The 22,703-nt window shown below is 37.4% G+C and carries 20 protein-coding genes; 9 read left to right on the forward strand and 11 right to left on the reverse strand.

Features of this window, described 5'->3' with window-relative positions:
- The first annotated feature begins 119 nt into the window (after positions 1-119).
- The 7 genes from ACG94X_RS05160 to rimI all read left to right on the forward strand — a co-directional run bounded on the left by ACG94X_RS05160 (position 120) and on the right by rimI (position 8,298).
- Positions 120-1,607: an EcsC family protein gene (locus ACG94X_RS05160; protein ID WP_419382672.1), complete on the forward strand. Its 1,488-nt coding sequence runs from the start codon at positions 120-122 to the stop codon at positions 1,605-1,607.
- A 258-nt stretch (positions 1,608-1,865) separates the two neighbouring features.
- Positions 1,866-2,240: a 30S ribosomal protein S12 gene (rpsL, locus tag ACG94X_RS05165; RefSeq protein ID WP_002050319.1), complete on the forward strand. Its 375-nt coding sequence runs from the start codon at positions 1,866-1,868 to the stop codon at positions 2,238-2,240.
- A gap of 176 nt (positions 2,241-2,416) precedes the next feature.
- Complete coding sequence (gene rpsG, locus ACG94X_RS05170; protein ID WP_419382673.1) at positions 2,417-2,887, forward strand: 30S ribosomal protein S7; 471 nt, start codon at positions 2,417-2,419, stop codon at positions 2,885-2,887.
- Between the two features lie 128 nt (positions 2,888-3,015).
- Positions 3,016-5,154 (forward strand): elongation factor G, encoded by a 2,139-nt coding sequence (gene fusA, locus ACG94X_RS05175; RefSeq protein WP_419382674.1) that lies wholly within the window; start codon positions 3,016-3,018, stop codon positions 5,152-5,154.
- A gap of 92 nt (positions 5,155-5,246) precedes the next feature.
- Positions 5,247-6,437 (forward strand): elongation factor Tu, encoded by a 1,191-nt coding sequence (tuf, locus tag ACG94X_RS05180; RefSeq protein WP_419382675.1) that lies wholly within the window; start codon positions 5,247-5,249, stop codon positions 6,435-6,437.
- A 316-nt stretch (positions 6,438-6,753) separates the two neighbouring features.
- Positions 6,754-7,635, forward strand: a complete 882-nt coding sequence (locus ACG94X_RS05185) for a metal-dependent hydrolase (RefSeq protein WP_419382676.1) — start codon at positions 6,754-6,756, stop codon at positions 7,633-7,635.
- 204 nt (positions 7,636-7,839) lie between these two features.
- Positions 7,840-8,298 carry a ribosomal protein S18-alanine N-acetyltransferase gene (gene rimI, locus ACG94X_RS05190; protein ID WP_419382677.1) on the forward strand — a complete coding sequence of 153 codons (459 nt, stop codon included), beginning with the start codon at positions 7,840-7,842 and terminating at the stop codon, positions 8,296-8,298.
- 126 nt (positions 8,299-8,424) lie between these two features.
- Here the strand turns inward: rimI and ACG94X_RS05195 are convergent, their stop codons facing one another.
- From ACG94X_RS05195 to trxB, 4 genes are all read right to left on the reverse strand, one after another.
- Entirely contained in the window at positions 8,425-9,240 is an 816-nt protein-coding gene (locus ACG94X_RS05195; RefSeq protein WP_419382678.1) for an arginyltransferase, read from the reverse strand.
- Between the two features lie 24 nt (positions 9,241-9,264).
- On the reverse strand, positions 9,265-9,996 hold the full coding sequence (gene aat / locus ACG94X_RS05200; RefSeq protein WP_419382679.1) for a leucyl/phenylalanyl-tRNA--protein transferase: 732 nt from the start codon (positions 9,994-9,996) through the stop codon (positions 9,265-9,267).
- A gap of 78 nt (positions 9,997-10,074) precedes the next feature.
- Positions 10,075-11,628 carry a methyltransferase regulatory domain-containing protein gene (locus tag ACG94X_RS05205; protein WP_419382680.1) on the reverse strand — a complete coding sequence of 518 codons (1,554 nt, stop codon included), beginning with the start codon at positions 11,626-11,628 and terminating at the stop codon, positions 10,075-10,077.
- Positions 11,629-11,736: 108 nt separating this feature from the next.
- Positions 11,737-12,690, reverse strand: coding sequence for a thioredoxin-disulfide reductase (gene trxB, locus ACG94X_RS05210; protein ID WP_419382681.1), 954 nt, complete (start codon positions 12,688-12,690; stop codon positions 11,737-11,739).
- Between the two features lie 312 nt (positions 12,691-13,002).
- Between trxB and ACG94X_RS05215 the strand changes: the two genes are divergently transcribed.
- Positions 13,003-16,275 (forward strand): DNA translocase FtsK, encoded by a 3,273-nt coding sequence (locus ACG94X_RS05215; protein ID WP_419382682.1) that lies wholly within the window; start codon positions 13,003-13,005, stop codon positions 16,273-16,275.
- A 27-nt stretch (positions 16,276-16,302) separates the two neighbouring features.
- Here ACG94X_RS05215 and ACG94X_RS05220 read toward each other — a convergent pair whose 3' ends face one another.
- A complete protein-coding gene (locus ACG94X_RS05220) occupies positions 16,303-16,857 on the reverse strand; it encodes a hypothetical protein (protein ID WP_419382683.1) in 555 nt (184 codons plus the stop codon).
- Between the two features lie 240 nt (positions 16,858-17,097).
- Between ACG94X_RS05220 and rhtC the strand changes: the two genes are divergently transcribed.
- A complete protein-coding gene (gene rhtC / locus ACG94X_RS05225) occupies positions 17,098-17,718 on the forward strand; it encodes a threonine export protein RhtC (RefSeq protein ID WP_419382684.1) in 621 nt (206 codons plus the stop codon).
- 163 nt (positions 17,719-17,881) lie between these two features.
- Here rhtC and ACG94X_RS05230 read toward each other — a convergent pair whose 3' ends face one another.
- From ACG94X_RS05230 to yihG, 6 genes are all read right to left on the reverse strand, one after another.
- On the reverse strand, positions 17,882-18,169 hold the full coding sequence (locus ACG94X_RS05230; protein ID WP_419382685.1) for a PA4642 family protein: 288 nt from the start codon (positions 18,167-18,169) through the stop codon (positions 17,882-17,884).
- A gap of 205 nt (positions 18,170-18,374) precedes the next feature.
- Positions 18,375-18,647: a cell division topological specificity factor MinE gene (minE, locus tag ACG94X_RS05235; RefSeq protein ID WP_419382686.1), complete on the reverse strand. Its 273-nt coding sequence runs from the start codon at positions 18,645-18,647 to the stop codon at positions 18,375-18,377.
- 3 nt (positions 18,648-18,650) lie between these two features.
- Positions 18,651-19,463 carry a septum site-determining protein MinD gene (minD, locus tag ACG94X_RS05240; protein ID WP_419382687.1) on the reverse strand — a complete coding sequence of 271 codons (813 nt, stop codon included), beginning with the start codon at positions 19,461-19,463 and terminating at the stop codon, positions 18,651-18,653.
- Positions 19,464-19,527: 64 nt separating this feature from the next.
- Positions 19,528-20,256: a septum site-determining protein MinC gene (gene minC / locus ACG94X_RS05245; protein ID WP_419382688.1), complete on the reverse strand. Its 729-nt coding sequence runs from the start codon at positions 20,254-20,256 to the stop codon at positions 19,528-19,530.
- A gap of 140 nt (positions 20,257-20,396) precedes the next feature.
- Complete coding sequence (locus ACG94X_RS05250; protein ID WP_419382689.1) at positions 20,397-21,467, reverse strand: preprotein translocase subunit SecA; 1,071 nt, start codon at positions 21,465-21,467, stop codon at positions 20,397-20,399.
- 89 nt (positions 21,468-21,556) lie between these two features.
- Positions 21,557-22,474: a 1-acylglycerol-3-phosphate O-acyltransferase, YihG family gene (gene yihG / locus ACG94X_RS05255; RefSeq protein ID WP_419382690.1), complete on the reverse strand. Its 918-nt coding sequence runs from the start codon at positions 22,472-22,474 to the stop codon at positions 21,557-21,559.
- Positions 22,475-22,703: the final 229 nt, after the last annotated feature.

The following is a 22,703-nucleotide window of genomic DNA, read 5'->3' on the forward strand; positions in this document are numbered from 1 at the left end:
GTTTGAATGATGAAAATGTTAAATTCTTTACTTCTTTAACGAATCAAAACATATTAAAGTTGAGATCAAGTGCAACTATGCCTAGTATCTTGAATAAATATAAATGGGTGAGCGAAAAGATGTCTGATTCAAATAAGAAGCAACGTGGTGGTTTTATTTCGAATGCTTTTGGCGTAGCTAAAAAGCTCAGCTCAACAGGATTGAATATTGCGAACCACATTGCGCCAGGAACAGTTGTAAAACTGACACAAAAGCCGAGCGAGGAAAATGTAATTAATGGCTCTGCTCGTGAAAAAAATTCTTTTGAAAAGAAAAACTACGATAATCCACAACAGATGATGCGTGAACATTTACCGAAAGTATCGAGTCAATTACTCGGACGACATTATAAAAAAATTAACAATGTGGCATCATTTATCTCACCCGATTTGAATGACAAATTATCGGATTATTTTTTCGATAAGCTCAATGATTTTGTTTCACAATTGTCTTCTGTCGAGGCGTTGTTAAAAGAAGTTGGAGCAAAAAGTTTAGAAGAGCTAGCTAAAGACCCAGAACGTTCACAACGAATTAGTATGGCTTTATCTAATCAAAATAAAATTATTGCAGCCTTACAAGGTACGTTGACAGGCGCAACAGGGGTGATTGGTTCCGCCATTGATGTTCCAACTTCTTTGGCATTGGCACTGAGAAGTATTTACCAAACTGGTCGTGCATATGGTTTTGAGCTGAATGTGAATGATCACGATATTGTTGAATATATTTTTAAACAAATTGATTTGAGTTCTATTGCAGAAAAACATGCGCTTTTAGCTGCGCTAAGAACTTTTGCCAATGTCATGCAAACCCATAATGTGAATCAATTACAGCAATTATTAGGTTCTAATAATGATGCGGAATTAATTAAACGATTTATTGCCAATGAAGATGGTTCATTTAAATGGGCTTGGTTAGATCATTTACCAAAATTTGGATTTCTTAACAAACTTACACCTTTTGCAAGTGTCGGTATTAGTGCTGTTTATAGTGTGAATCTGGTGGATGAAGCGACGGATAAAGCGCAAGTGGTTTTCAATGGTGCAAGACAATATTTATTGAAGCATCCAGAAGAAAATATTGATGCTTTGAGTGCTTATGAAAAATCATTGCAAAAACTGACCCAAATAGAGCCATTACTTTTAACGGACAACAAAATTACAGATGTAAAAGTTGAAAGTATTACTGCCGAGCCTGGCGTAGATCGTATTGTGCAATCTAAAGATGCATCGGATCAAAAAGTTTTAGATGAAAAAGGTACAGAAGCTATAGTTAAATCGGCTACTAAAACAGTAGTCAAGGCTAAAAATACATCATCTAAGCCGACTGTTACAAAAACAGCTGAATCGAAATCAGATCAAGTAAAACCGATACCGGCTAAAACAACTCAAGTTACAGTTACTCAGGCTAAAACTACGGCTACTAAAGCAACTTCAGCGAAAGCGATACCCGTTAAAGTGAGTAAAGCGCGTACTGTAAAAAAACCAAATCCTGATACAAATGTAACAAACGAACAAAAAACGCAACAAAATTTGTCAGAAGTGGCGAAACAGCAAGAACAGGGTAAATAAATTACATTGCCGCATAAACGAAGTTCAATGCAAGCTACAGATGTAAAAACTGCTAATAATCAAGAGCAAAATGATGATATTAAAAAGATTTGAATAAAAAGTTAGCATCACTAACGGTTAAATTTGTAGTGAAAACTTGAAATGGTCGATATTTGACAGTCTGTTGAATGTTGACCATTTTTGCATCTTGACTTACAATTGCATGCCCTCAAAAAGTAGTAATTTTTTGAGGCTTTTTATTAACGGGAGATTTGCCAAATGGCAACAACGAATCAGTTGATCCGTAAGGGTCGTACGACTTTGGTTGAAAAATCAAAAGTTCCAGCGTTGAAGGCTTGTCCACAACGTCGTGGTGTTTGTACACGTGTTTACACAACTACACCTAAAAAACCTAACTCAGCAATGCGTAAAGTTTGCCGTGTTCGCTTAACTTCAGGTTTTGAAGTTTCTAGCTATATCGGTGGTGAAGGCCATAACCTACAAGAGCACAGTGTTGTTCTTATCCGTGGTGGTCGTGTTAAAGATTTACCAGGTGTACGTTACCATACCGTTCGTGGTTCTTTGGACTGTGCTGGCGTTAAAGATCGTAACCAGTCTCGTTCAAAATACGGTACTAAACGTCCTAAGAAATAATTCGTTAAGAATTAGTTTCTTTAGACCATAGAACCGCAATCCTTTATCGTCTCGCTCTGATTTCTGCATTTATTTTGTGAAATTCAAGCGACGTGTAGTAAGGCCAGTGAATAGCACAGGACACTTTGTGCTGATACTGGATAAACCTGAAGTGTCATATTTATAGGTAGTTTAAAATGCCAAGACGTCGCGTAGTCGCTACTCGTGAGATCCTTCCGGATCCAAAATTCAGTAGCCAAACAATCGCTAAATTCATGAACCACGTAATGCAAGATGGTAAAAAATCTATTGCTGAAAGTATCGTTTACGGTGCTTTAGACCGCGTTCAAGAAAAAAACAAAGTTGACCCAGTTGAGTTTTTTGAAGCTACGCTTGAAAAAGTTCGTCCTATGGTCGAAGTTAAAGCACGCCGTGTTGGTGGTGCTACATACCAAGTGCCTATGGAAGTACGCCCATCCCGTCGTACTGCCTTAGCTATGCGTTGGTTAGTAGATGCTGCTGTTAAGCGTTCTGAAAAAACTATGGCTTTACGTCTTGCTGGTGAGTTGCTTGATGCAGCTGAAGGTAAGGGTTCGGCTGTTAAGAAACGTGAAGACGTGCATCGTATGGCTGAAGCCAACAAAGCATTCTCTCACTACCGTTTCTAATAGGTCTAGAGACCTTAATCAGGAAAGTGGCAAATTGATTTCATTGATTTGCTATCAAAGCGCTTTAAGCTGTTTTGCAGCTTAAAGCGTCCTGTTTTAAACAACAAAATTTAGGAATGCAAGAAATCATGGCTCGTAAAACCCCAATTTCTCGTTACCGTAACATTGGTATTTCAGCTCACATTGATGCTGGTAAAACTACGACCACAGAACGTATTTTGTTCTACACAGGTGTATCTCACAAAATTGGTGAAGTACATGATGGTGCAGCAACAATGGACTGGATGGAACAAGAGCAAGAACGTGGTATTACAATCACTTCAGCTGCGACTACTTGTTTCTGGTCGGGAATGAGTAAGCAATTCCCAGAACACCGTATTAACGTAATTGACACACCAGGACACGTTGACTTCACAATCGAAGTTGAGCGTTCTATGCGTGTTCTTGACGGTGCGTGCATGGTTTATTGTGCTGTAGGTGGTGTTCAGCCTCAGTCAGAAACTGTGTGGCGTCAAGCAAATAAATATAAAGTGCCTCGTTTAGCATTCGTGAACAAGATGGACCGTACTGGTGCTAACTTCTTCCGTGTTGTTGAACAAATGAAAACACGTCTTGGTGCAAGTCCTGTACCAATCGTTGTGCCAATTGGTGCTGAAGACAACTTCCAAGGTGTTGTTGACTTACTTGAAATGAAAGCCATCATTTGGGATGAAGCTTCTCAAGGTATGGAATTCGCGTATGGCGATATCCCTGCTGACCTCGTTGCTACTGCTGAAGAATGGCGTATCAACATGGTTGAAGCTGCTGCTGAAGCTTCAGAAGAGTTGATGGATAAATACTTAGAAGAAGGTGATCTTTCTAGAGCAGAGATCGTTGCGGGTATTCGTACACGTACACTTGCTTGTGAAATTCAGCCAATGCTTTGTGGTACAGCATTCAAAAATAAAGGTGTTCAACGTATGTTGGATGCTGTTATTGAATTCTTACCATCGCCTACTGAAGTTAAGCCAATCGAAGGTATTCTTGACGACAAAGCTGAAACTAAAGCGATTCGTGAAGCATCTGACGAAGCTCCGTTCTCTGCACTTGCATTCAAAATTATGAATGACAAGTTCGTAGGTAACTTAACTTTCGTACGTGTATATTCTGGTGTGCTTAAACAAGGCGACCCAGTTTATAACCCAGTTAAAGCTAAGCGTGAACGTATTGGCCGTATCGTGCAAATGCACGCAAACGATCGTCAAGACGTTGAAGAAATCCGCGCTGGTGATATCGCTGCATGTGTAGGTCTTAAAGACGTTACAACTGGCGATACATTATGTGATGAGAAAAATGTCATCACTTTAGAGCGTATGGAATTCCCTGAGCCAGTAATTTCTTTAGCTGTAGAGCCTAAGACAAAAGCTGACCAAGAAAAAATGTCTATCGCTTTAGGTCGTTTGGCTAAAGAAGATCCATCGTTCCGTGTTCGCACAGACGAAGAATCTGGTCAAACGATTATTGCTGGTATGGGTGAGCTTCACCTTGACATCCTTGTTGACCGTATGAAGCGTGAATTTGGTGTTGAAGCGAACATTGGTAAACCAATGGTAGCTTACCGCGAAACAATCAAAAAGACTGTTGAGCAAGAAGGCAAATTCGTACGTCAAACAGGTGGTAAAGGTAAATTCGGTCATGTATATGTTCGTTTAGAACCTATGGATGTCGAAGAAGCTGGTAAAGAATACGTATTCGCTGAAGAAGTTGTCGGCGGTACTGTACCTAAAGAATTCTTTGGTGCGGTAGACAAAGGTATTCAAGAACGTATGAAAAATGGTGTATTGGCTGGTTACCCTATTGTGGGTATCAAAGCGACATTATTTGATGGTTCTTACCATGATGTCGATTCTGATGAATTGTCGTTCAAAATGGCTGGTTCGTACGCATTCCGTGATGGTTTCATGAAAGCAGATCCAATCTTGCTTGAACCTATCATGAAAGTTGAAGTTGAAACTCCAGAAGACTACATGGGCGATATCATGGGTGACTTAAACCGTCGTCGTGGTATGGTTCAAGGTATGGACGATTTACCTGGTGGTACTAAAGCAATTAAAGCTGAAGTTCCATTGGCTGAGATGTTTGGCTACGCAACGTCTATGCGTTCTATGTCTCAAGGTCGTGCGACTTACTCTATGGAATTTGCGAAGTATGCTGAAACTCCACGTAACGTGGCTGAAGGCATCATCACTAAGTTCCAAACTGGCGGTAAAAAAGGTGACGACGAGTAATCTTTCGATTACTATAAGTCCCAAACTAATTCATAGTTAAAACCAAATGCTCATGAGCTAACCCTCATGAGTTATTTAAAAAGGAAGATCTCATGGCTAAGGCTAAGTTTGAACGTAATAAGCCACACGTAAACGTGGGCACAATTGGTCACGTCGACCATGGTAAAACAACTTTAACGGCTGCGATTGCAACTGTATGTGCTAAAACTTTTGGCGGTGAAGCGAAAGATTACGCTGCAATTGACTCTGCACCAGAAGAAAAAGCACGTGGTATTACAATTAATACTTCACACGTAGAATATGATTCTCCAGCTCGTCACTATGCGCACGTAGACTGTCCAGGTCACGCCGATTATGTTAAAAACATGATCACTGGTGCTGCTCAGATGGATGGTGCGATTCTTGTATGTGCTGCGACTGATGGTCCTATGCCACAGACTCGTGAACACATCCTTCTTTCTCGTCAGGTTGGTGTACCTTTCATTCTTGTATTCCTTAACAAGTGTGACCTTGTTGATGATGAAGAATTACTTGAATTAGTTGAAATGGAAGTTCGTGAACTTCTTTCTACTTATGACTTCCCAGGTGATGACACTCCAATCATCCGTGGTTCAGCTTTGGCTGCACTTAACGGTGAAGAAGGTCAGTATGGCGTTCCTGCTGTTCTAGCTCTTGTTGAAGCGCTTGATACTTATATTCCACAACCAGAACGTGCTATCGATAAGCCATTCTTGATGCCAATCGAAGATGTATTCTCTATCTCTGGTCGTGGTACTGTAGTAACTGGTCGTGTTGAAGCTGGTATCGTTAAAGTTGGCGAAGAAATTGAAATCGTTGGTATTAAAGATACAGTTAAAACAACTGTAACTGGCGTAGAAATGTTCCGTAAACTTCTTGATGAAGGTCGTGCGGGCGAGAACTGTGGTGTTCTTCTTCGTGGTACAAAGCGTGAAGACGTACAACGTGGTCAAGTACTTGCTAAACCAGGTACAATTAAGCCGCATACTAAGTTTGATGCTGAAGTATATGTACTTTCTAAAGAAGAGGGTGGTCGTCATACTCCATTCCTTAACGGTTACCGTCCACAATTCTATTTCCGTACAACTGACGTAACTGGCGCAATCCAATTACAAGAAGGCGTGGAAATGGTTATGCCTGGTGATAACGTAGAAATGTCAGTAGAACTAATTCACCCAATCGCAATGGACCCAGGTCTACGTTTTGCGATCCGTGAAGGTGGTCGTACTGTAGGCGCTGGTGTTGTTGCGAAAGTAACTCTATAATCGCTTTATAGTATAAAAAACGCTCCTTTTTAGGAGCGTTTTTTTTTGAATGTCAATTTAATAATCATAAACATCATATTTATACATGTTTGAGAAAATGAGGTGTGTATTTTGCTGTTCGGTGTATTTTTCTTTTTTATGTCATGGAAGTGCTAATTCAATTGATTGTCTAACAATTATTTTAAAACATGTCCCAAACTGATATTGGTATGACCTAATCTGCAATTATCCTAAACTTATAAAAACGTAATATAACAAAAGAGAAAAACAAACATAAAAAAATTGAGTGAGTAGTCGCTTAATAGGAGTTATTGCAATGAATGCTAAAGTGAATATTTCAAATCGTGCAGGTGCATCATTTCCAGTGCGTCGCATGGATTTTAATTTTGATCATGTGCCTGAATATTGGGCAGATGAGTCCGCAGGAATTACTCATTTTATGACAGCATTATCTGCATTATTTCCAGATGGTGAAAAACTATTTATCGATTCTGTACGTGCAGTTCGATATCACCCAGCAATTAAAGACAACGAAGCATTACAAAAAGAGATTAGTGCTTTCATTGGTCAAGAGGCAATGCACACCAAAGAGCATGAGAACTTTAATGCTTCTGCCAAAAAGTTTGGACATCGTGTTGATAAATATGAGCGTGAAACAGGTATTTTAATTCAAGGTGCGCGTAAATGGTTTGCACGTGCAGTTAAGCCATTTGGAATGACACAAGAGATGGTCGATTTAACAGCGACCACAGCATTAGAACACTTCACTGCAACTATCGCATCGCAACTGTTAGTCAATGGACATATTCAAAAATTAATGACTGATCCAACCATGTCTTATATGTGGTATTGGCATGCCGTGGAAGAAAATGAACATAAAGCAGTGGCTTACGATGTTTATGAAGCCGTATTTGGTAAAGGTATCAAAGCTTATGGTTTACGTACAACTGCTTTAGTGGTATCAATGGTGCTCATTTTTATAGCACAATCTTCATTTGTGATTCGTTTGCTCAAAGATGATGGTAAATTGAATTTTAAAGAACTTGGTATAATTTATAAATATGCTTATAGCCCATCTAAAGGCATTATTGCAGGTATGACCAAAGAGATGTTGGCATATTTCAGACCTGGTTTTCATCCAAATGATTTAGATACAGTAAGCTTGTTAGAAACGTGGAAAGCAAAGTTAGGTTTATAATTTTTCAGCAGAAATAATGAGATATCATTATTTCTGCTTCATTATTTGTATTAAGAAGCAACGGTAGTCGTTCTTTAATCTAGATTTTTAGATATTTTATTAGTGGTTTGCATAACCGAAAACATAAGTGAATTGTCAGCAGACTCTAGACTTATTTAATTAATTTCTTATAATTCTTTTTTTATCATGAGTTGATGAACGAAGATGATTCGTTTAATGCAAGCTTCAGACTTAGCTGCTGTTTCCCAAATTGAAAATTTAGTCCAAACTCATCCTTGGACGAAAAACCAATTTGAAGAATCAATCAATAGCCATGTGAGCACGGTGATTGAACAAGACCATCAAGTACTCGGTTTTTGTATTTTACAACCTGTTGTTGATGAAGCAAATCTTTTACTTATGGCCATTCATCCAAGCCAACAGGGTAAGGGTTTAGGTTATCAATTATTAGATGAGTCCATCGCCTTATTAAAAAATAATCCTGTTCAGATTTTTTTAGAAGTTCGTGAATCGAATAAAGCGGCAATCGCATTATATGAAAAATCAGAATTTCACCAAATTGATTTAAGAAAAAATTATTATCCAAAACCTGAGGGTGGTCGTGAGCATGCCATCATTATGGTGAAAACTTGTGGTGATGATTTTTCAAAATTATTTAAGTGACGTTTTTATTCATAGAAGCAGATGATGGATTGTGATTAAGTGTCTTTGATATTTTTAATGCTAATAATTAAAAATGAGCACCTTTTATGAATCGCTTAGGTGCTCTACACATTCATTGGTGATTGACTATTTGATTATCGGTTCATTCCACTCAGAGGGAAGTGTATTCATGAGTGTATTGCCAAGTTGTTGAATTTCATTCGCTTCTAAGTGACGATTGATCCGACGCCATTGACCATCTAAAAGTAATTCAAATGGTGTATATTGTGATTTGTAGTTCATTTTATTGGAGTGTGGTACCCAATAGCCTAAGTAAACATAATCTAAACTGAGCGATTTAACATATTCAATTTGTTTTAATACTGCAAATACGCCCAGCGAGCGTTTACTTTCATTTGGATCAAAGAAAGTATATACCGCAGAAATACCATCATCGAGTTGGTCACATGTTGAAACGCTAATGAGCCGATCATCTTTCCATAATTCTAAAAAGAAGCTATCCGAGCAACTATGAATTAAAAACTTTTCAAACTGATCATAACTGGGTGGGAACATATCACCATCTGCATGCCGTTCAATAATATAGCGTTCGTAAAGTTGATAATGTGTCTGAGTCGCATCTTGTGTAGATGTAATTTTAACCATTAAGTCTTGGTTGCGTTTCCACGCTTTCTTTTGTGCACTGTGCATTTTAAATTCCGCTACAGGAACACGGCAGGATAAACATTGTCTGCATAGGTGACATTCTGGGCGATAGACAAAGTCGCCACTACGTCTGAATCCTACACGAGACAATTCAGACAGCGTAACAACATCGATACGATGTACTGGGTCTAAAAAAACCATACGTGCAGATTTATCGTCTAGATAACTGCAATCATGTGGTGGGGTAATATAATATTGCAAGTCATTCAACAGGGACTTTGGATGATAAGAATTCATAAATCATGTCCCTCCTTTTATTATTCATTCCGTTAAGCGTGAAAAACTCGCTATTGTTTTACTTGAAAATACACGCTCTTGATAACTTTTCCAATCTATAGAGGGGTGTTTTATTACATCTTGTAACGATTTTAAGTATGCTTGACGAGAAATTGTACAAGCACCCATGCTTAGTAAGTGCTCATTGACTAATTGGCAATCAATCCAAGGTAAATTATTTTCATGTCCTAACAGCATGAGTGTATAAAAAGCCATTTTAGAAACATCCGTTTGTGTACTAAACATGGACTCCCCAAAACAACCATGTCCAATTGTTACGCCGTAGAGTCCACCGACAATTTTATTTTGATCCCAAACTTCTACGCTATAGCCATAGCCTGCATTAAATAGTTCACAATAACCTTGAATGATATCTTCTGAAATCCATGTTTCATCCGCATAGCTACGCGGTAGGGAACATGAACGAATGACCTGTTCAAAGGCATGATTAATTGTGATTTTATAATCAAACTTCTTCATGTTACGCAGTAATGATTTACTCGGGTGATAATCATTTGGGCGGATAATGCAACGAGGTTCAGGACTCCACCAACAAATCGGTTCGCCTTCTGAAAACCATGGGAATAATCCGTGTGTATAAGCTTCATAAAGTGTAGAGGGGCTTAGATCTGCACCAATACAAATCAGACCTTGCTCATCTGGATCCGAAGCAATGGGGTCTGGAAATATAAATTCTGAAGGCGGAAGTTTGGACACGTTCTATCATCAAATAAAGAGATCAGCCTTATCATAGCTGATCTTTGTGATGATTGAATAATTCTGTAAGCTGAGATGTTATGCAAAAAGCTTTAATTGTTTGGCAATTTTTAACTTATCACTTTGGATAAAATGTTGTGCTTTTTCTTGCAATATTTCTAAGCTCTTTTTGCGGTCAGAAATTGAATTTCCTTCATTATCTAAAACTTTCCAATTCAATTTTTCCAAAATGTTCTGAATGTATTCAGCAAAGTGCTTTGCCGTATTCAAACCATCGATAAAATGAGCACGGTAGTATAATTGGCTAAATTGATCTACAGGGATGCCAATGCCTGTGATTGGGCAAGCTAAGACTTGGTAGTTTTGATGGAAACTCGCTTGATCTATCAGGAAGCGGTTTAATTGATGTGAATGTTCAATCTGTGCTGTTGTTGCAGGATGCTGTAAGCAAGGCATAGCGAGCCCTAAATGCGTCAAAATCACCAAGGCATTTAATATCTGCGCATAGCTTATATTTGGAATGGCTTTTTCTAACTCGGCAACCGTTTGTGGTACATAATCAAGTTTTTTGAAATGGTCGCCTAAAGGTGCATAAATATCTTGGATTAAATTGAATTCACCTAAATATCCATTAATCGTTTTAGGTAACGTTTCTGGTGCAGTCAGTAAAACGAAAGCAGTATTTTTGAGGCGCTGTTCAGTTTGTAAAGAGGTTAAATTATTTTTTCCACGGATGAATAAATCTTTCCTAAACTGTGTATTGGCAAAATAATCACGACATTGTTCTTTGAAAATAGGGTGCTCAATTTGATTGAGAAACTCTTGGTGTTCTGCAGTAAAATTAATGTTATTTAATTGTGTATTTAAATCGGTTGAACCTGCATAAGTCAGTTTTACATCTTCTAAAGTTCGAACCACTTGTTGGAATGAAAAGCATTGCCAATCTTGGTTTAAATATTCATGAATTAAATAATTTGGATTCTGATTTTGTAATTCTTGAACTTTACTTAAAGCATTAGGATTGCGTTTTGCAAAGTTTGGATTTTGTTTTAACAGTGACTCGCTAAATGCCAATGAATCTTTTACTTTTTGAATCGGGTTGGTACTCGTACTATTAAATTTAAAATGGCTATGGAAAAGTTCACGAATAGGCATATTTGCTGCCCATCCCGTAAGGCAGTTATAACTGATATAGACAATACCATTTGGCTTTAAAAATTTACGAATGAATTTTAAAATAATATGTTGATTTTCATGACTAATCCAACTCCAGATTCCATGTAGGCTGATCGAATTGAACATTGGTAAATCTTTTTCAAGTAACTCTTCAAAACTCGCATCATAAAAATGATGCGGTACAAGGCATTGTTCAGCAAGGGTATTCGCATGCGCTGCGTGTGCAGGATTAAAGTCTGTACCATAGAAAGTACCAAAGTTTGAAGTCGCATGTACATTTAAGCTGACACCTTGCCCAAAACCCAATTCACAATGATTGTGCTCTAGGTCTGCACTTGAACAATCTACACCATTGAGAAGTAAACAAAATTTCTGAAAGTTCGGACTTAAATCTTTATAATAACCGAAGGTATAGTTTACTTCTGTTTGATAACCATCTGTCCATGCTGTCGTCATTATTTTCTCCTGTATTAATTTTATAAAATTATTTAGATATTTATATGTTAAAAATAAATAAACCGCTATATCAGCGGTTTATTTTTACAAAAAATTTAGTTTAATTAGTTATTCTAACCCATCTAAATAACGGTCTGCATCTAATGCAGCCATACAACCTGAACCTGCAGAAGTAATTGCTTGGCGGTAAACATCATCTGCAACATCACCCGCAGCGAAGACACCTGCAACAGAAGTCGCAGTTGCATTACCCGCTGTACCGCTATGCACTTGAATATAGCCATTACGTAATTCAAGTTGACCTTCAAACATTGCCGTATTTGGTTTGTGTCCAATAGCAACAAACATACCAGTAACATCAATATCTTGCGTTGAGTCATCTTGCATTGATTTAATACGTACAGCAGTTACACCTGAGTTGCTATCACCCAAAACTTCTTCAACAGCATGATTCCAAATAATGCTGATTTTGCCTTCTTTCACTTTTTCAAAAAGATGATCTTGAAGAATTTTTTCAGAACGCAACTTGTCACGACGGTGAACTAACGTGACGTGTGAAGCGATATTAGATAAATATAATGCTTCTTCCACAGCGGTATTACCACCACCAACAACCATGACTTTTTGGTTTTTGTAGAAGAATCCATCACAGGTTGCACAAGCGCTGACGCCTTGCCCCATGTAAGCTTGCTCAGACTCTAAACCTAAGTATTGTGCAGTAGCACCTGTTGCAATAATTAAAGCATCACAGGTGTAATCTTCCATATCACCTTTGAGTACGAATGGACGAACGTTAACATCAACTTCATTGATATGATCATATAAAATTTCTGTGCCAAAACGCTCAGCATGCGCTTGCATACGCTCCATTAAAGCTGGACCTGTTAATCCTTCAGGATCGCCTGGCCAGTTATCGACTTCAGTCGTTGTCGTAAGCTGACCGCCCAATTGCATGCCTGCAATAAGGGTTGGTTTTAAATTGGCACGTGCAGCATAGACTGCTGCGCTATAACCTGCAGGACCAGAACCTAAAATAATTAACCGAGAGTGACGAGCGCTCATGAGTCATCCTTTTTTATAAAAAATATAGAAATTGATTGAATTATACGTGAAACTCTATCCAAGTTGTGTGGCTTAGATGTCGATAATATTGATCATCTAAATCGAATTGAGCTATATAGAGTAATCAAATAATATTGTTCAGCGTTTTCATAGAAATAAAACTATAATTTTCTAACAATGCTTTACAACAGACCCTAATAATAGTGCATCTTTTTTTAGAGAACAGGTGCATAATATAAGGATTTCTTCTCTCAAGAAAAGCTTAAAAGCTTCAGATAAGAGTCATTTGAATAATTGGTTACAGGATAGTATATGACTGCGGTGTCAAATGTTTATGCACAGCGCTTTTTAACAACAATATTCTTAATTTCATTTGGGATATATCTGTTTATTGCAACAGTAACCTATACACCCTTTGACCCAGGTTGGATGCACCTTTCGAGTGATACCCAACAGGTTTCAAATGCCAGTGGTGTAGCAGGTGCGTGGATTGCAGATTTATTGTTTGGTTTTTTAGGCTGGGCGAGTTTACTGATCCCTGTATTCTTATTTGTAGAAGCTGTACAAGTATGGTGGCCAAGAAGCTTTTTAAGTCTTCCTTTCCGTTATGCTGCGCAGTTTTTCATATTGCTTGCGACTTCAAGTTTACTGTATTTAATTTGGAATGTTCCTGCAGATACTTTGGAGAATGCGTCAGGTGGAATCATTGGTTATGAGCTTGGTGAAAGTTTATCTCAACTGATTACGATTTATGGTGCAGTAGTACTCATTTTAGTTTTATTGGGTATTTTATTTACTTTAGCATTTGGTATTCAATGGAATAAGACTTGGGCAATGCTCAAGGCAACACCTGCTTATTTACAAGAGCTATTTTATAAAAATGTCCCTGAAAGTGAGTCAGCTTTTGACTTAACGACGCCACATAATAATAAAAACGGTACGCATAAGCCTGAAACGATTACTGCTCAAGCTGAATTTATCGAGCCTGCTGAGTCAGAACAATCGCATGAGCATTTAGTGGTTAAAAATAGTAAGCATTCTCAAACGGCTGAACGTCTATTTGACGATATGGTTGAACATGAGCACAAAGCTCAGAATCAAATGCAATTCGATGATATTGCGGCTGATGGACTAGATGATTTGGAGTTCGAGCGTACTTTAGAAAAAGCTCATCGTTTAGAGCAAGACAGTCAACGTTCAGTGTCTTCTGGTGAAGTATGGAAAGCGCTGTATCAAGATCAGGATCATAACCGTGATATCGATGCTTTATTACGTGCTTCTGAAGATCAATCTGAAAAGTTACATCCAAATGATTTTCCAAGTTTACATCATCACCATAATTTTAATGGAAATATAAATCAAAATTTGAATCAACAAAAAGCATCTTTAGATTGGAATGATGATCAAGTCTTTGATGAGTTATTGGCTGTTGTACCCAAGGGGCAAACTGCAACGGACATTCATTCGCCATTCAATAGTGAAATCGTTCAATCACAGCATGATGCAAATCTAGCTGCTCAAATGGTTCAAACTGCTGCTACTGTGGCAGGCACTTCTATTGCAACAGTAAGTCTTGCGAATGAATTAGATGATTTAGCCATGCTTGCAGATGATGATTTTGCGGATCATCATATTCAAGATGCTCGCCAGGAGCATTTTCAAGATAATCGTCAAAGCAACGAAACAGACAATTATCAAGATAATCATCAAAATAGTTATCAAGATAGCGCTCAAAATAATCATCAAAGTAATGATCAAGACAACGACCAAAAAGATGATCAAGGTAACCTTCAAGACATTCATCAAAATATAGAAGTAGCAAGAACAACCAGCAGTTATGCTCAATCCACACCTTTTACTCGTGCCGAAATTCAAACCAGTTTGCAAACAACAGCATTGGTCAGTGAGGAAGAGAAAAACTTAATTGTTGCTGATAAAGATGCATTTAGAGATGCGTGGCAGGGCACGGCTGGAAGGCCCCAAGAACAATCGAAATCTGAATTAAATGATTTAGATGATGAGTTTGATTTAGATGCACCATTAACAGATTCATTTGGTCGCCCAATGTCACGTGCGATGCAAGTGGCACAAAAACGCCGTGATTTATCTACTTTGCCGGGTTTAGAGTTGTTAGATAAAGTTGATCCAAATAAAAAGGTTAATTTTACTGCAGAGCAATTATCACGACTATCTGAGCTGTTAGAAATTAAGCTACAAGAGTTTAACGTCAAAGCCAAAGTGATTGAAGCGCAACCGGGGCCTGTTGTAACACGTTTTGAATTGGATTTAGCACCTGGTGTTAAAGCCTCTAAAGTGACTAATATTTCACGAGATTTAGCTCGTTCCATGTCTATGTCATCTGTACGTGTGGTCGAGGTTATCCCCGGGAAACCTTATATTGGCATTGAAGTACCCAATAGCAGTCGTGAAATGGTACGCCTGATTGAATTACTTGAAAGCCCAATGTTTAAAGATCCATCGAGTATACTTTCGATGGCGATGGGTAAAGATATTTCAGGAAATCCAGTCATTACTGATTTAGGTAAAGCACCACATATGCTCGTTGCAGGGACGACAGGTTCAGGTAAGTCTGTTGCTGTTAACTCAATGATTTTATCAATGTTATTGAAATATACACCTGATCAATTACGCTTAATTCTTATCGATCCAAAGCAATTAGAATTAGCAAACTATAACGATATTCCACATTTACTCACACCTGTTGTGACTGACATGAAAGATGCAGTCAATGCTTTGAATTGGTGTGTGAATGAAATGGAGCATCGTTATAAATTAATGTCTTTCTTAAAAATTCGTAAATTGGCTGACTATAACCGTAAAGTTGAAGAAGCCATTGCCAATGGTGAAGATTTAATCGATCCCACATGGAAAGCAGGTGATTCTGCAACTCAAGAGCGAGCACCTCGTTTAAAACCGTTACCGTCGATTGTGATTGTTGCGGATGAATTTGCAGATATGATCATGCAAGTAGGTAAAAAAGCTGAAGAAATGATTACTCGTCTTGCACAGAAATCACGTGCTGCGGGTATTCATTTACTACTTGCAACCCAACGTCCATCTGTAGATGTGATTACAGGTTTGATTAAAGCCAATATTCCGACACGTGTGGCATTACGGGTAAACAGTAAAATTGACTCACGTACTATTCTTGATGGTAGTGGTGCGGAAGACTTACTGGGGCATGGCGATATGCTGTTTCTTGGGCCAGGTAAAATTGATGCTGAGCGTGTTCATGGGGCTTTTATTAGTGATGATGAAGTAAACCGTATTTGTGATGCGTGGCGTGAACGTGGTGATCCAGATTATGTCGATGAAATCTTAACGCCATATGATGAAGATCCGACTACCCGTGGTTTTGAAGATAGTGATGGTGATCCAAACCGTGATGCCTTATACGACCAATGTGTTTCATTTGTATTAGAAACACGGAAAGTCTCTGTATCTTCATTACAGCGTAAGTTTAGTCTAGGTTATAACAGAGCAGCACGTATTGTCGATCAAATGGAAGAGCAAGGTATTGTGAGTTCTCAGGGCGCAAATGGTAAGCGTGATATTCTCGTTTAAAGGAAAACAGTTGCAGTGAGTAGACGCTCATTGCAACTGTCCTGTCAAAGTCAAATAAAGTCCAAACATCATAAATATCCAAAAAATAGAACAAATAATCATGACAATAATTTGCGCCGTATTAAACTTCTCTTGCTCGATTACGACATATTGATTTGATGTTCTTTTTGCAAAATTCAATGCTTGAAAAGCAGGAATGATAAATACAACATTCAACAGTGATATGAGCCAAAATGGATCAGGTAAATTAGATAATAATGTGAAAAATAGAAATCCTAAAAACATTAAACTAGCAGAAAAATCCTTCGAGTAATTTTGCAATTTCGCATAGTCTTTTATTTTTTTAAATAATGGATAAAGAAAAAATATTGCAAAAATTGCTCGAGCAACAGGCATAATATTCAATTGATCTTTTTGCATGAAGAAACGCCATGCTTTAAATATCCACCATATTTGATAGAGTCCCATAGTTAGAACAGAGAGGATCAAGAATTTGTTTAAGCTAATGATTTTCTGTTCTTCAATGGTAGCAGGTTGTTGTTCAATTTCAGATGGTACAGGGTTCTTATTTAAATCGAGCATGTCTTATTCTTTTTTAATTGAGCATGAGAATTATAGATTTTAAATTTGGTATATTTCAATAAATATTAGTTAAATGGCAGTCTGATTTGAAAATATTCTAAAGTCTAAAATTGACTGATGCCAAGCAGTGAGTTTCAAAGCATATTTTTGAAGATAGATGAATGACAGGCTAAGAAAAAGCATAGTAAAACATGATTTTTCACATTAAAATAACGCTCTAGACTCAGTGGAATATTAAACATGCTCTTTGCCTTATGCACCCTAGTTTTTATTCATTTTTGTGCTTTGATTACACCAGGTCCAGATTTCTTTCTGGTTTCTCAAACGGCTATCAGTCGTTCACGTAAGCAGTCGATGTTTGTTGTTTTGGGGATTACAGCAAGCGTGATGGTTTGGGCACTTTTGGCATTGTTGGGTCTAAATATTATTTTTGAAAAAATGGCTTGGTTAAAACAAGTAATGTTAGTTATTGGTGGGATTTATCTGTGTTGGTTAGGTTTTCAAATGCTTAGATCAGCATTCAGTAAAAAACCAGCCACAGAACAGCATCACTTTGAACTTCCACAAAATAATCTGCATTTTTTCTTAAAAGGCTTACTCACCAACTTATCTAATCCTAAAGCAGTGATTTATTTCGGCAGCGTATTTTCGGTCTTTTTAGCCAATCCTGCTTTAGATGGCGTACATTCTCTATTATTCATCATCGTGTCTATAGAAACATTGGTTTGGTTTAGCTTCGTGGCATTTGTATTTTCATTACCAAGTTTTAAAGCAGCTTACCAAAATTCTGCAAAATGGATTGATGGAATTTCTGGTGGAATCTTTACAGTGTTTGGTGCATATTTAATTGGTAATCGATAAGATTGAATCAGAATATTTTTAAATAAAATTATGATTAATCAGTAACTTGTGTTTTTGTCACTCATAAATTTATGCTTAATAAAAGTATTTCTAGAATTGATTCATTAAATACTTCATCCATAAAAAAACCTGCAATATGCAGGTTTTTTTATCTAATTAAAAGTTACGCAAATTTTGCTAGAACTTCTATAAATCCATCTTTTTGACGTGGATATTGTGCAATGACATCATGAATACGCTGACCTTCGGGATTGGTTCCATTCAGATCACGACCATCTGCAACAAATTTTGTTAAAAGGCGTTCATAATCAAAAGGACGCATATGTTTGAAAGCGTGATAAAGCACATGGAAATCACCATTCACCCCTTCAGGAGGAAGTTGATCTAAATAGGCAAATACACGCTCGTCTGACCATTCTTCATTGAACGTTGCTGGCTGTGAAAGTGCCATAACAGCATCTCCTCAAAATTAAAAATACTTGGATATATTTCATCATTATAAAAAAATTATTGCTGTTCATTATCATAAAATATGCAATAGATTGATGAAATTTGTCGAAGAAAAAGGGCAAAATATGCATCACAGGAAAAGCGATTCTTTTTCTCTGCGCCATATTTTGCCCTGAATCTATTTACTTGACTAATCAATAATAAAATTAATGTTCTTCAGGTAAATTGATATTCATTTCCAACATTTCAATATTCGCTTCAGAACGAACTTGCATTTGAATGTGTTGTTCATCTACGCCACGGACATAACGATTGACCACTTGCATGATTTCTTTCTTCATTTGATCAATCTTGTCTTGGCTTAGACGTTTACCCAAACCATTTTCAGAAGCAACAATAACTTTTAAGCGATCTTTAGCAGTTTGGGCGCTAGATGGTTTGTCATCATTACTGAAAAGTTTACTCCAAAATCCTGCCATTTCTTACGCTCCAAATAATCGTGCTAACCAACCCTTTGGTTTCACTGTAATGTGACGATAAGGGCGGTCTTCACCGAGGAAACGTGCCACTAAGTCATCGTATGCTTGACCCGCAGAAGCTTCATGATAAAGAATAACGGGTTTACCTTCATTCGAAGCTTGCAACACACTTGGACATTCAGGAATAACACCTAAAGTTGGAACACGCAAAATATCTTTAGAAATATCGTCAATCGTTAACATTTCTTGTTTATCAGCACGTTCAGGGTTAAAACGTGTGATACATAAATGTTTACGAATACGCCCTTCATTGTTTTCAACTTTTTTAGTTTTACTGTCGAGCATACCAATAATGCGGTCTGAATCTCGAACAGATGAAATTTCTGGGTTGGTCACAATGATCGCTTCATCTGCATGATACATGGCTAAAATCGCACCACGTTCAATCCCCGCAGGTGAGTCACAAATAATATAATCAAATTCTTGTGAAAGTTCGTCCATTACACGCGCCACGCCATCATCGGTCAAGGCATCTTTATCACGTGTTTGTGACGCAGGAAGAATATATAAGTTTTCAATTTCTTTATCGCGGATTAACGCTTGTTGTAAACGAGCTTCATTGTTCAAAACATTAACAAAGTCATAAACTACACGGCGTTCACAGCCCATAATTAAATCTAAATTACGTAAACCTACGTCAAAATCAATAACTACAGTTTTATGACCACGAAGGGCTAAACCTGTTGCGAAAGATGCGCTCGTCGTAGTTTTACCTACGCCGCCTTTGCCTGATGTAACGACAACAATTTTGGCCACCGAATCCACTCCTGTTATGGTCATCCCTTTTATGGGGATCTTTTATGGTGTTTAATTTAATACATTAAAATTGAAGAGCTTCAAATACAAGCTCTTGTTGATCATTCAAGTGAATATGTGCAGCTTTTTTTACCAGATCTTGTGGAATATCATCAGCTACACAATATGTTCCCGCAATTGAAACTAATTCGGCTTCAAGTGAATGACAAAATATTCTTGCAGCAGTATTACCGCCCGCGCCTGCAATGACTCTACCACGAACACTGCCATAGATATGTATATTTCCTGAAGCAATCACTTCAGAACCACTATTAATGCCAGCGTTGAGGATAATGTCACCATGATCTTGAACGAGACATTGTCCAGTACGTAAAATTTCATCATGATAAGACGTAATATGACGAATAGTTTTCACTGGTTCAGCTGTTGGTTTTTTATCTTGTACCGCAGGTGAAGCAGGTTCTTTTACAGGTGTTTCAACAACTTGTTCTTTGCTTGCTTTAATACGCTGTAAAGGGCGATCTGATGGCAAAACAGGGAACTGAATTGCACGTGCTTGATCGCCCAATAACCCATCAATCACAGCCATAGGCTGTAAATCAAGGCTAATAATCAATTGAATCAATGCAATAAGCTCTTGTTCAACGGTTGTGTCAATAATCACCAAAGCGCCTTGATAAGACGTTTCACTCATCATTGATGTTAATTGCTGGCGGATGGCATGATGATCATTTGTATCAAAGGTTAATCGGGTAAAATTAACCATTCTGCCTGTAATCCGTATATCAGCCATAATTATTCCTTAAAAGGCTTGTGACCTAAATTTTCTAACTCAAAGTTAATGTGTAAATAGCGCAAATGCTAGAACAAATTGACTGATTTCACTAGTAAAGATACAAATAATTTTAATCAAATGCCGATTCTTTGAATGGTTTAGTCTTTAGCTTGATCATTCTTATTCATTTCAAGTTGCCATTGTTTAACAGCAACTTGTTTTCGCAATGATTCTAAACTTTCATAGACTACAGATTCAACCAATTGTTCGAGCCTTTGATTCTCAATATTTAACTGGCTCAGTTTTGTCGATATCAACTGATACATTGCATTTGGATTGCTCGGACTTCCTTCCGTGAATGGTTGAATCAGTCCTTGAGTGATATTTTCACCCAATTGTTGACCTATGTTTTGAATTTGGTTTTCAATCATGCCACCTGCAATTGGGATTAAACGCAGTAATTGGGTTAACTGTGGTGTATCTTCAATGGCTTGGCGAACAATTTGCCCCACATTATTGGTAATGAGATGACGTTGTGCGTTGAGTTCAGTCGCCAGTGATTCTTGTAAAACTTCTGCAACTGTTTTGGCAAAAATATCACGATGATGATCAACTAAATCATGAATAATTTTTTTATGACTTGAGCTGGTGTCTAATTCTTGTATTACACCATCAATCACAGTAATAACCACACGATCTGACAATTCTTCCATCACCACTCGATAATAGAATAAAACCCGTTTCATAATGCTATCTGGAATGACTTTATGCCCCATTTCATGGAAACGATAAGCAATAACCCCTGCACGAATAAGACGTAAAAAACGTAGATAAGGGCTAATCGCTAAAATTTCATACCAATGAATAAAGGGAAAGAAAAACCAACGTGCATGATGTTTATTGATAATGGCAATGAGCCAACGAACCAGTAGTTCGACAATTAGAAAGGTAATAAACCAACTTTCAGTTTTGATCACCCAAGGGTGTAAGTCCGTCTTATAGTATTGTAAAACTTGAGGTAAGTTAACGGTATCAAAAAACCAATTGCCAAAATTACTCATTAAAAAAGCATTGGCACATAAGCAAAATAAATTGAATACAATAATGAACATCATAAAGATGTCATAGGCTAAAAATAATTTCCAACCAGGAGTATCATGACGGATATGGCGCTTTTTATTATTATTTTTAGTTTCTGATATTGTTGGCTGCGATTCTTGCGCGGTCATTACCGTTCCTTTTAACGTTTAAAGCCTTTCATGATGGCCTAAGTTTCTATTATTCATGGTTAAGTCACAACATGAAAGATCTTGCTTGTTTAAAGCTGATATTTATTTTTCATTGCACTAATTAATTGGTCTTTCTCAGTCCACAATTCATCGACCCACGCTTGGAAGCGCTCACGATATTCTGCATCATCTTCATAATTGCCGCCAAGCACCCAATCTGGAATATTAATTTTACGCATATTGACAGCAATACGTGGAACGTCACCTAGCCAAAACTCACCATAACCTGGCGCGCCATTTGGATAGACAATGGTCATATCCATCAAAGCATCAATCTTATCGCCTAAAATATCCAAGGCTAATGCTAAACCACCAGCTTTCGGTTTAAGTAAATGGGTGTAGGGAGAATTTTGTTGTTGATGTTTTTCTGGCGTGAAGCGTGTTCCTTCCAAATAATTGAGCAGTGTAAAAGGCTGACTGAGCAATTGTTCACAAGATTTACGTGCTTCTTCCATATCACGAAATTTAAGTTCAGGATTTTTTGCAATTTGTGCTTTGGAATGACGTTTCATCATTGGGAAACCGAGTATTTTAAAAGCTTGCCCAACAAAAGGAATAAAAATAAGTTCCCACTTGGTAAAAAACCGTGTGAGCGGCATACGAGTCAAACCAAAATATTGATTAACCGTGGTGTCTACCCAACTTTGATGATTGCAGGTCATTAAATAACGACCTTGCATATTCAAATCTAAATCATCATCTACGGTAATATCCCATTGTGTATTCGGTAGTATATGGTCAATTAACCAATTATTAATACCGAGCCAACTGTTGGTAATATTGATATTGGTTTCATCAACTTTTTGTGATTTTTTAAAAAGTTTGGTTAGACCAAGTGCCAGTACTGGCGGTCCGTGAAAAAAGGTACTGCCAGTGATTACACTACCGACGATAAGTCCTTTTGTAATTTTTTTTAAGATAGGTTGTTTCTGTTGCAAAGGTGACATAGAACAGTCCTAATGAATTATTGTGTTTTCGAATAAAGTATTAAATATAGTCGTTTGGCTAAAAATTAAAAAGGGCATTTATAAACTGTGTACAAATTATGATGATCACATTTGCAAACTTTGCACCATATATTACGAAATGTAAAAAAATGTGAAACTTTTAACAAAATGCCAATAGTGAAATGTTATTTTTTATAACAAAATCAAGACTAACAAAAAACACAACTTG

This window comes from Acinetobacter psychrotolerans (genome assembly GCF_048552595.1).
Classification (GTDB): Bacteria; Pseudomonadota; Gammaproteobacteria; order Pseudomonadales; family Moraxellaceae; genus Acinetobacter.

Coding starts and splice junctions, on each gene's coding strand:
- ACG94X_RS05160 (WP_419382672.1), top strand. CDS start 120: ATGTCTGATTCAAATAAGAAGCAACGTGGTGGTTTTATTTCGAATGCT.
- rpsL (WP_002050319.1), top strand. CDS start 1,866: ATGGCAACAACGAATCAGTTGATCCGTAAGGGTCGTACGACTTTGGTT.
- rpsG (WP_419382673.1), top strand. CDS start 2,417: ATGCCAAGACGTCGCGTAGTCGCTACTCGTGAGATCCTTCCGGATCCA.
- fusA (WP_419382674.1), top strand. CDS start 3,016: ATGGCTCGTAAAACCCCAATTTCTCGTTACCGTAACATTGGTATTTCA.
- tuf (WP_419382675.1), top strand. CDS start 5,247: ATGGCTAAGGCTAAGTTTGAACGTAATAAGCCACACGTAAACGTGGGC.
- ACG94X_RS05185 (WP_419382676.1), top strand. CDS start 6,754: ATGAATGCTAAAGTGAATATTTCAAATCGTGCAGGTGCATCATTTCCA.
- rimI (WP_419382677.1), top strand. CDS start 7,840: ATGATTCGTTTAATGCAAGCTTCAGACTTAGCTGCTGTTTCCCAAATT.
- ACG94X_RS05195 (WP_419382678.1), bottom strand. CDS start 9,240: ATGAATTCTTATCATCCAAAGTCCCTGTTGAATGACTTGCAATATTAT.
- ACG94X_RS05205 (WP_419382680.1), bottom strand. CDS start 11,628: ATGACGACAGCATGGACAGATGGTTATCAAACAGAAGTAAACTATACC.
- trxB (WP_419382681.1), bottom strand. CDS start 12,690: ATGAGCGCTCGTCACTCTCGGTTAATTATTTTAGGTTCTGGTCCTGCA.
- ACG94X_RS05215 (WP_419382682.1), top strand. CDS start 13,003: ATGACTGCGGTGTCAAATGTTTATGCACAGCGCTTTTTAACAACAATA.
- ACG94X_RS05220 (WP_419382683.1), bottom strand. CDS start 16,857: ATGCTCGATTTAAATAAGAACCCTGTACCATCTGAAATTGAACAACAA.
- rhtC (WP_419382684.1), top strand. CDS start 17,098: ATGCTCTTTGCCTTATGCACCCTAGTTTTTATTCATTTTTGTGCTTTG.
- ACG94X_RS05230 (WP_419382685.1), bottom strand. CDS start 18,169: ATGGCACTTTCACAGCCAGCAACGTTCAATGAAGAATGGTCAGACGAG.
- minE (WP_419382686.1), bottom strand. CDS start 18,647: ATGGCAGGATTTTGGAGTAAACTTTTCAGTAATGATGACAAACCATCT.
- minC (WP_419382688.1), bottom strand. CDS start 20,256: ATGGCTGATATACGGATTACAGGCAGAATGGTTAATTTTACCCGATTA.
- ACG94X_RS05250 (WP_419382689.1), bottom strand. CDS start 21,467: ATGACCGCGCAAGAATCGCAGCCAACAATATCAGAAACTAAAAATAAT.
- yihG (WP_419382690.1), bottom strand. CDS start 22,474: ATGTCACCTTTGCAACAGAAACAACCTATCTTAAAAAAAATTACAAAA.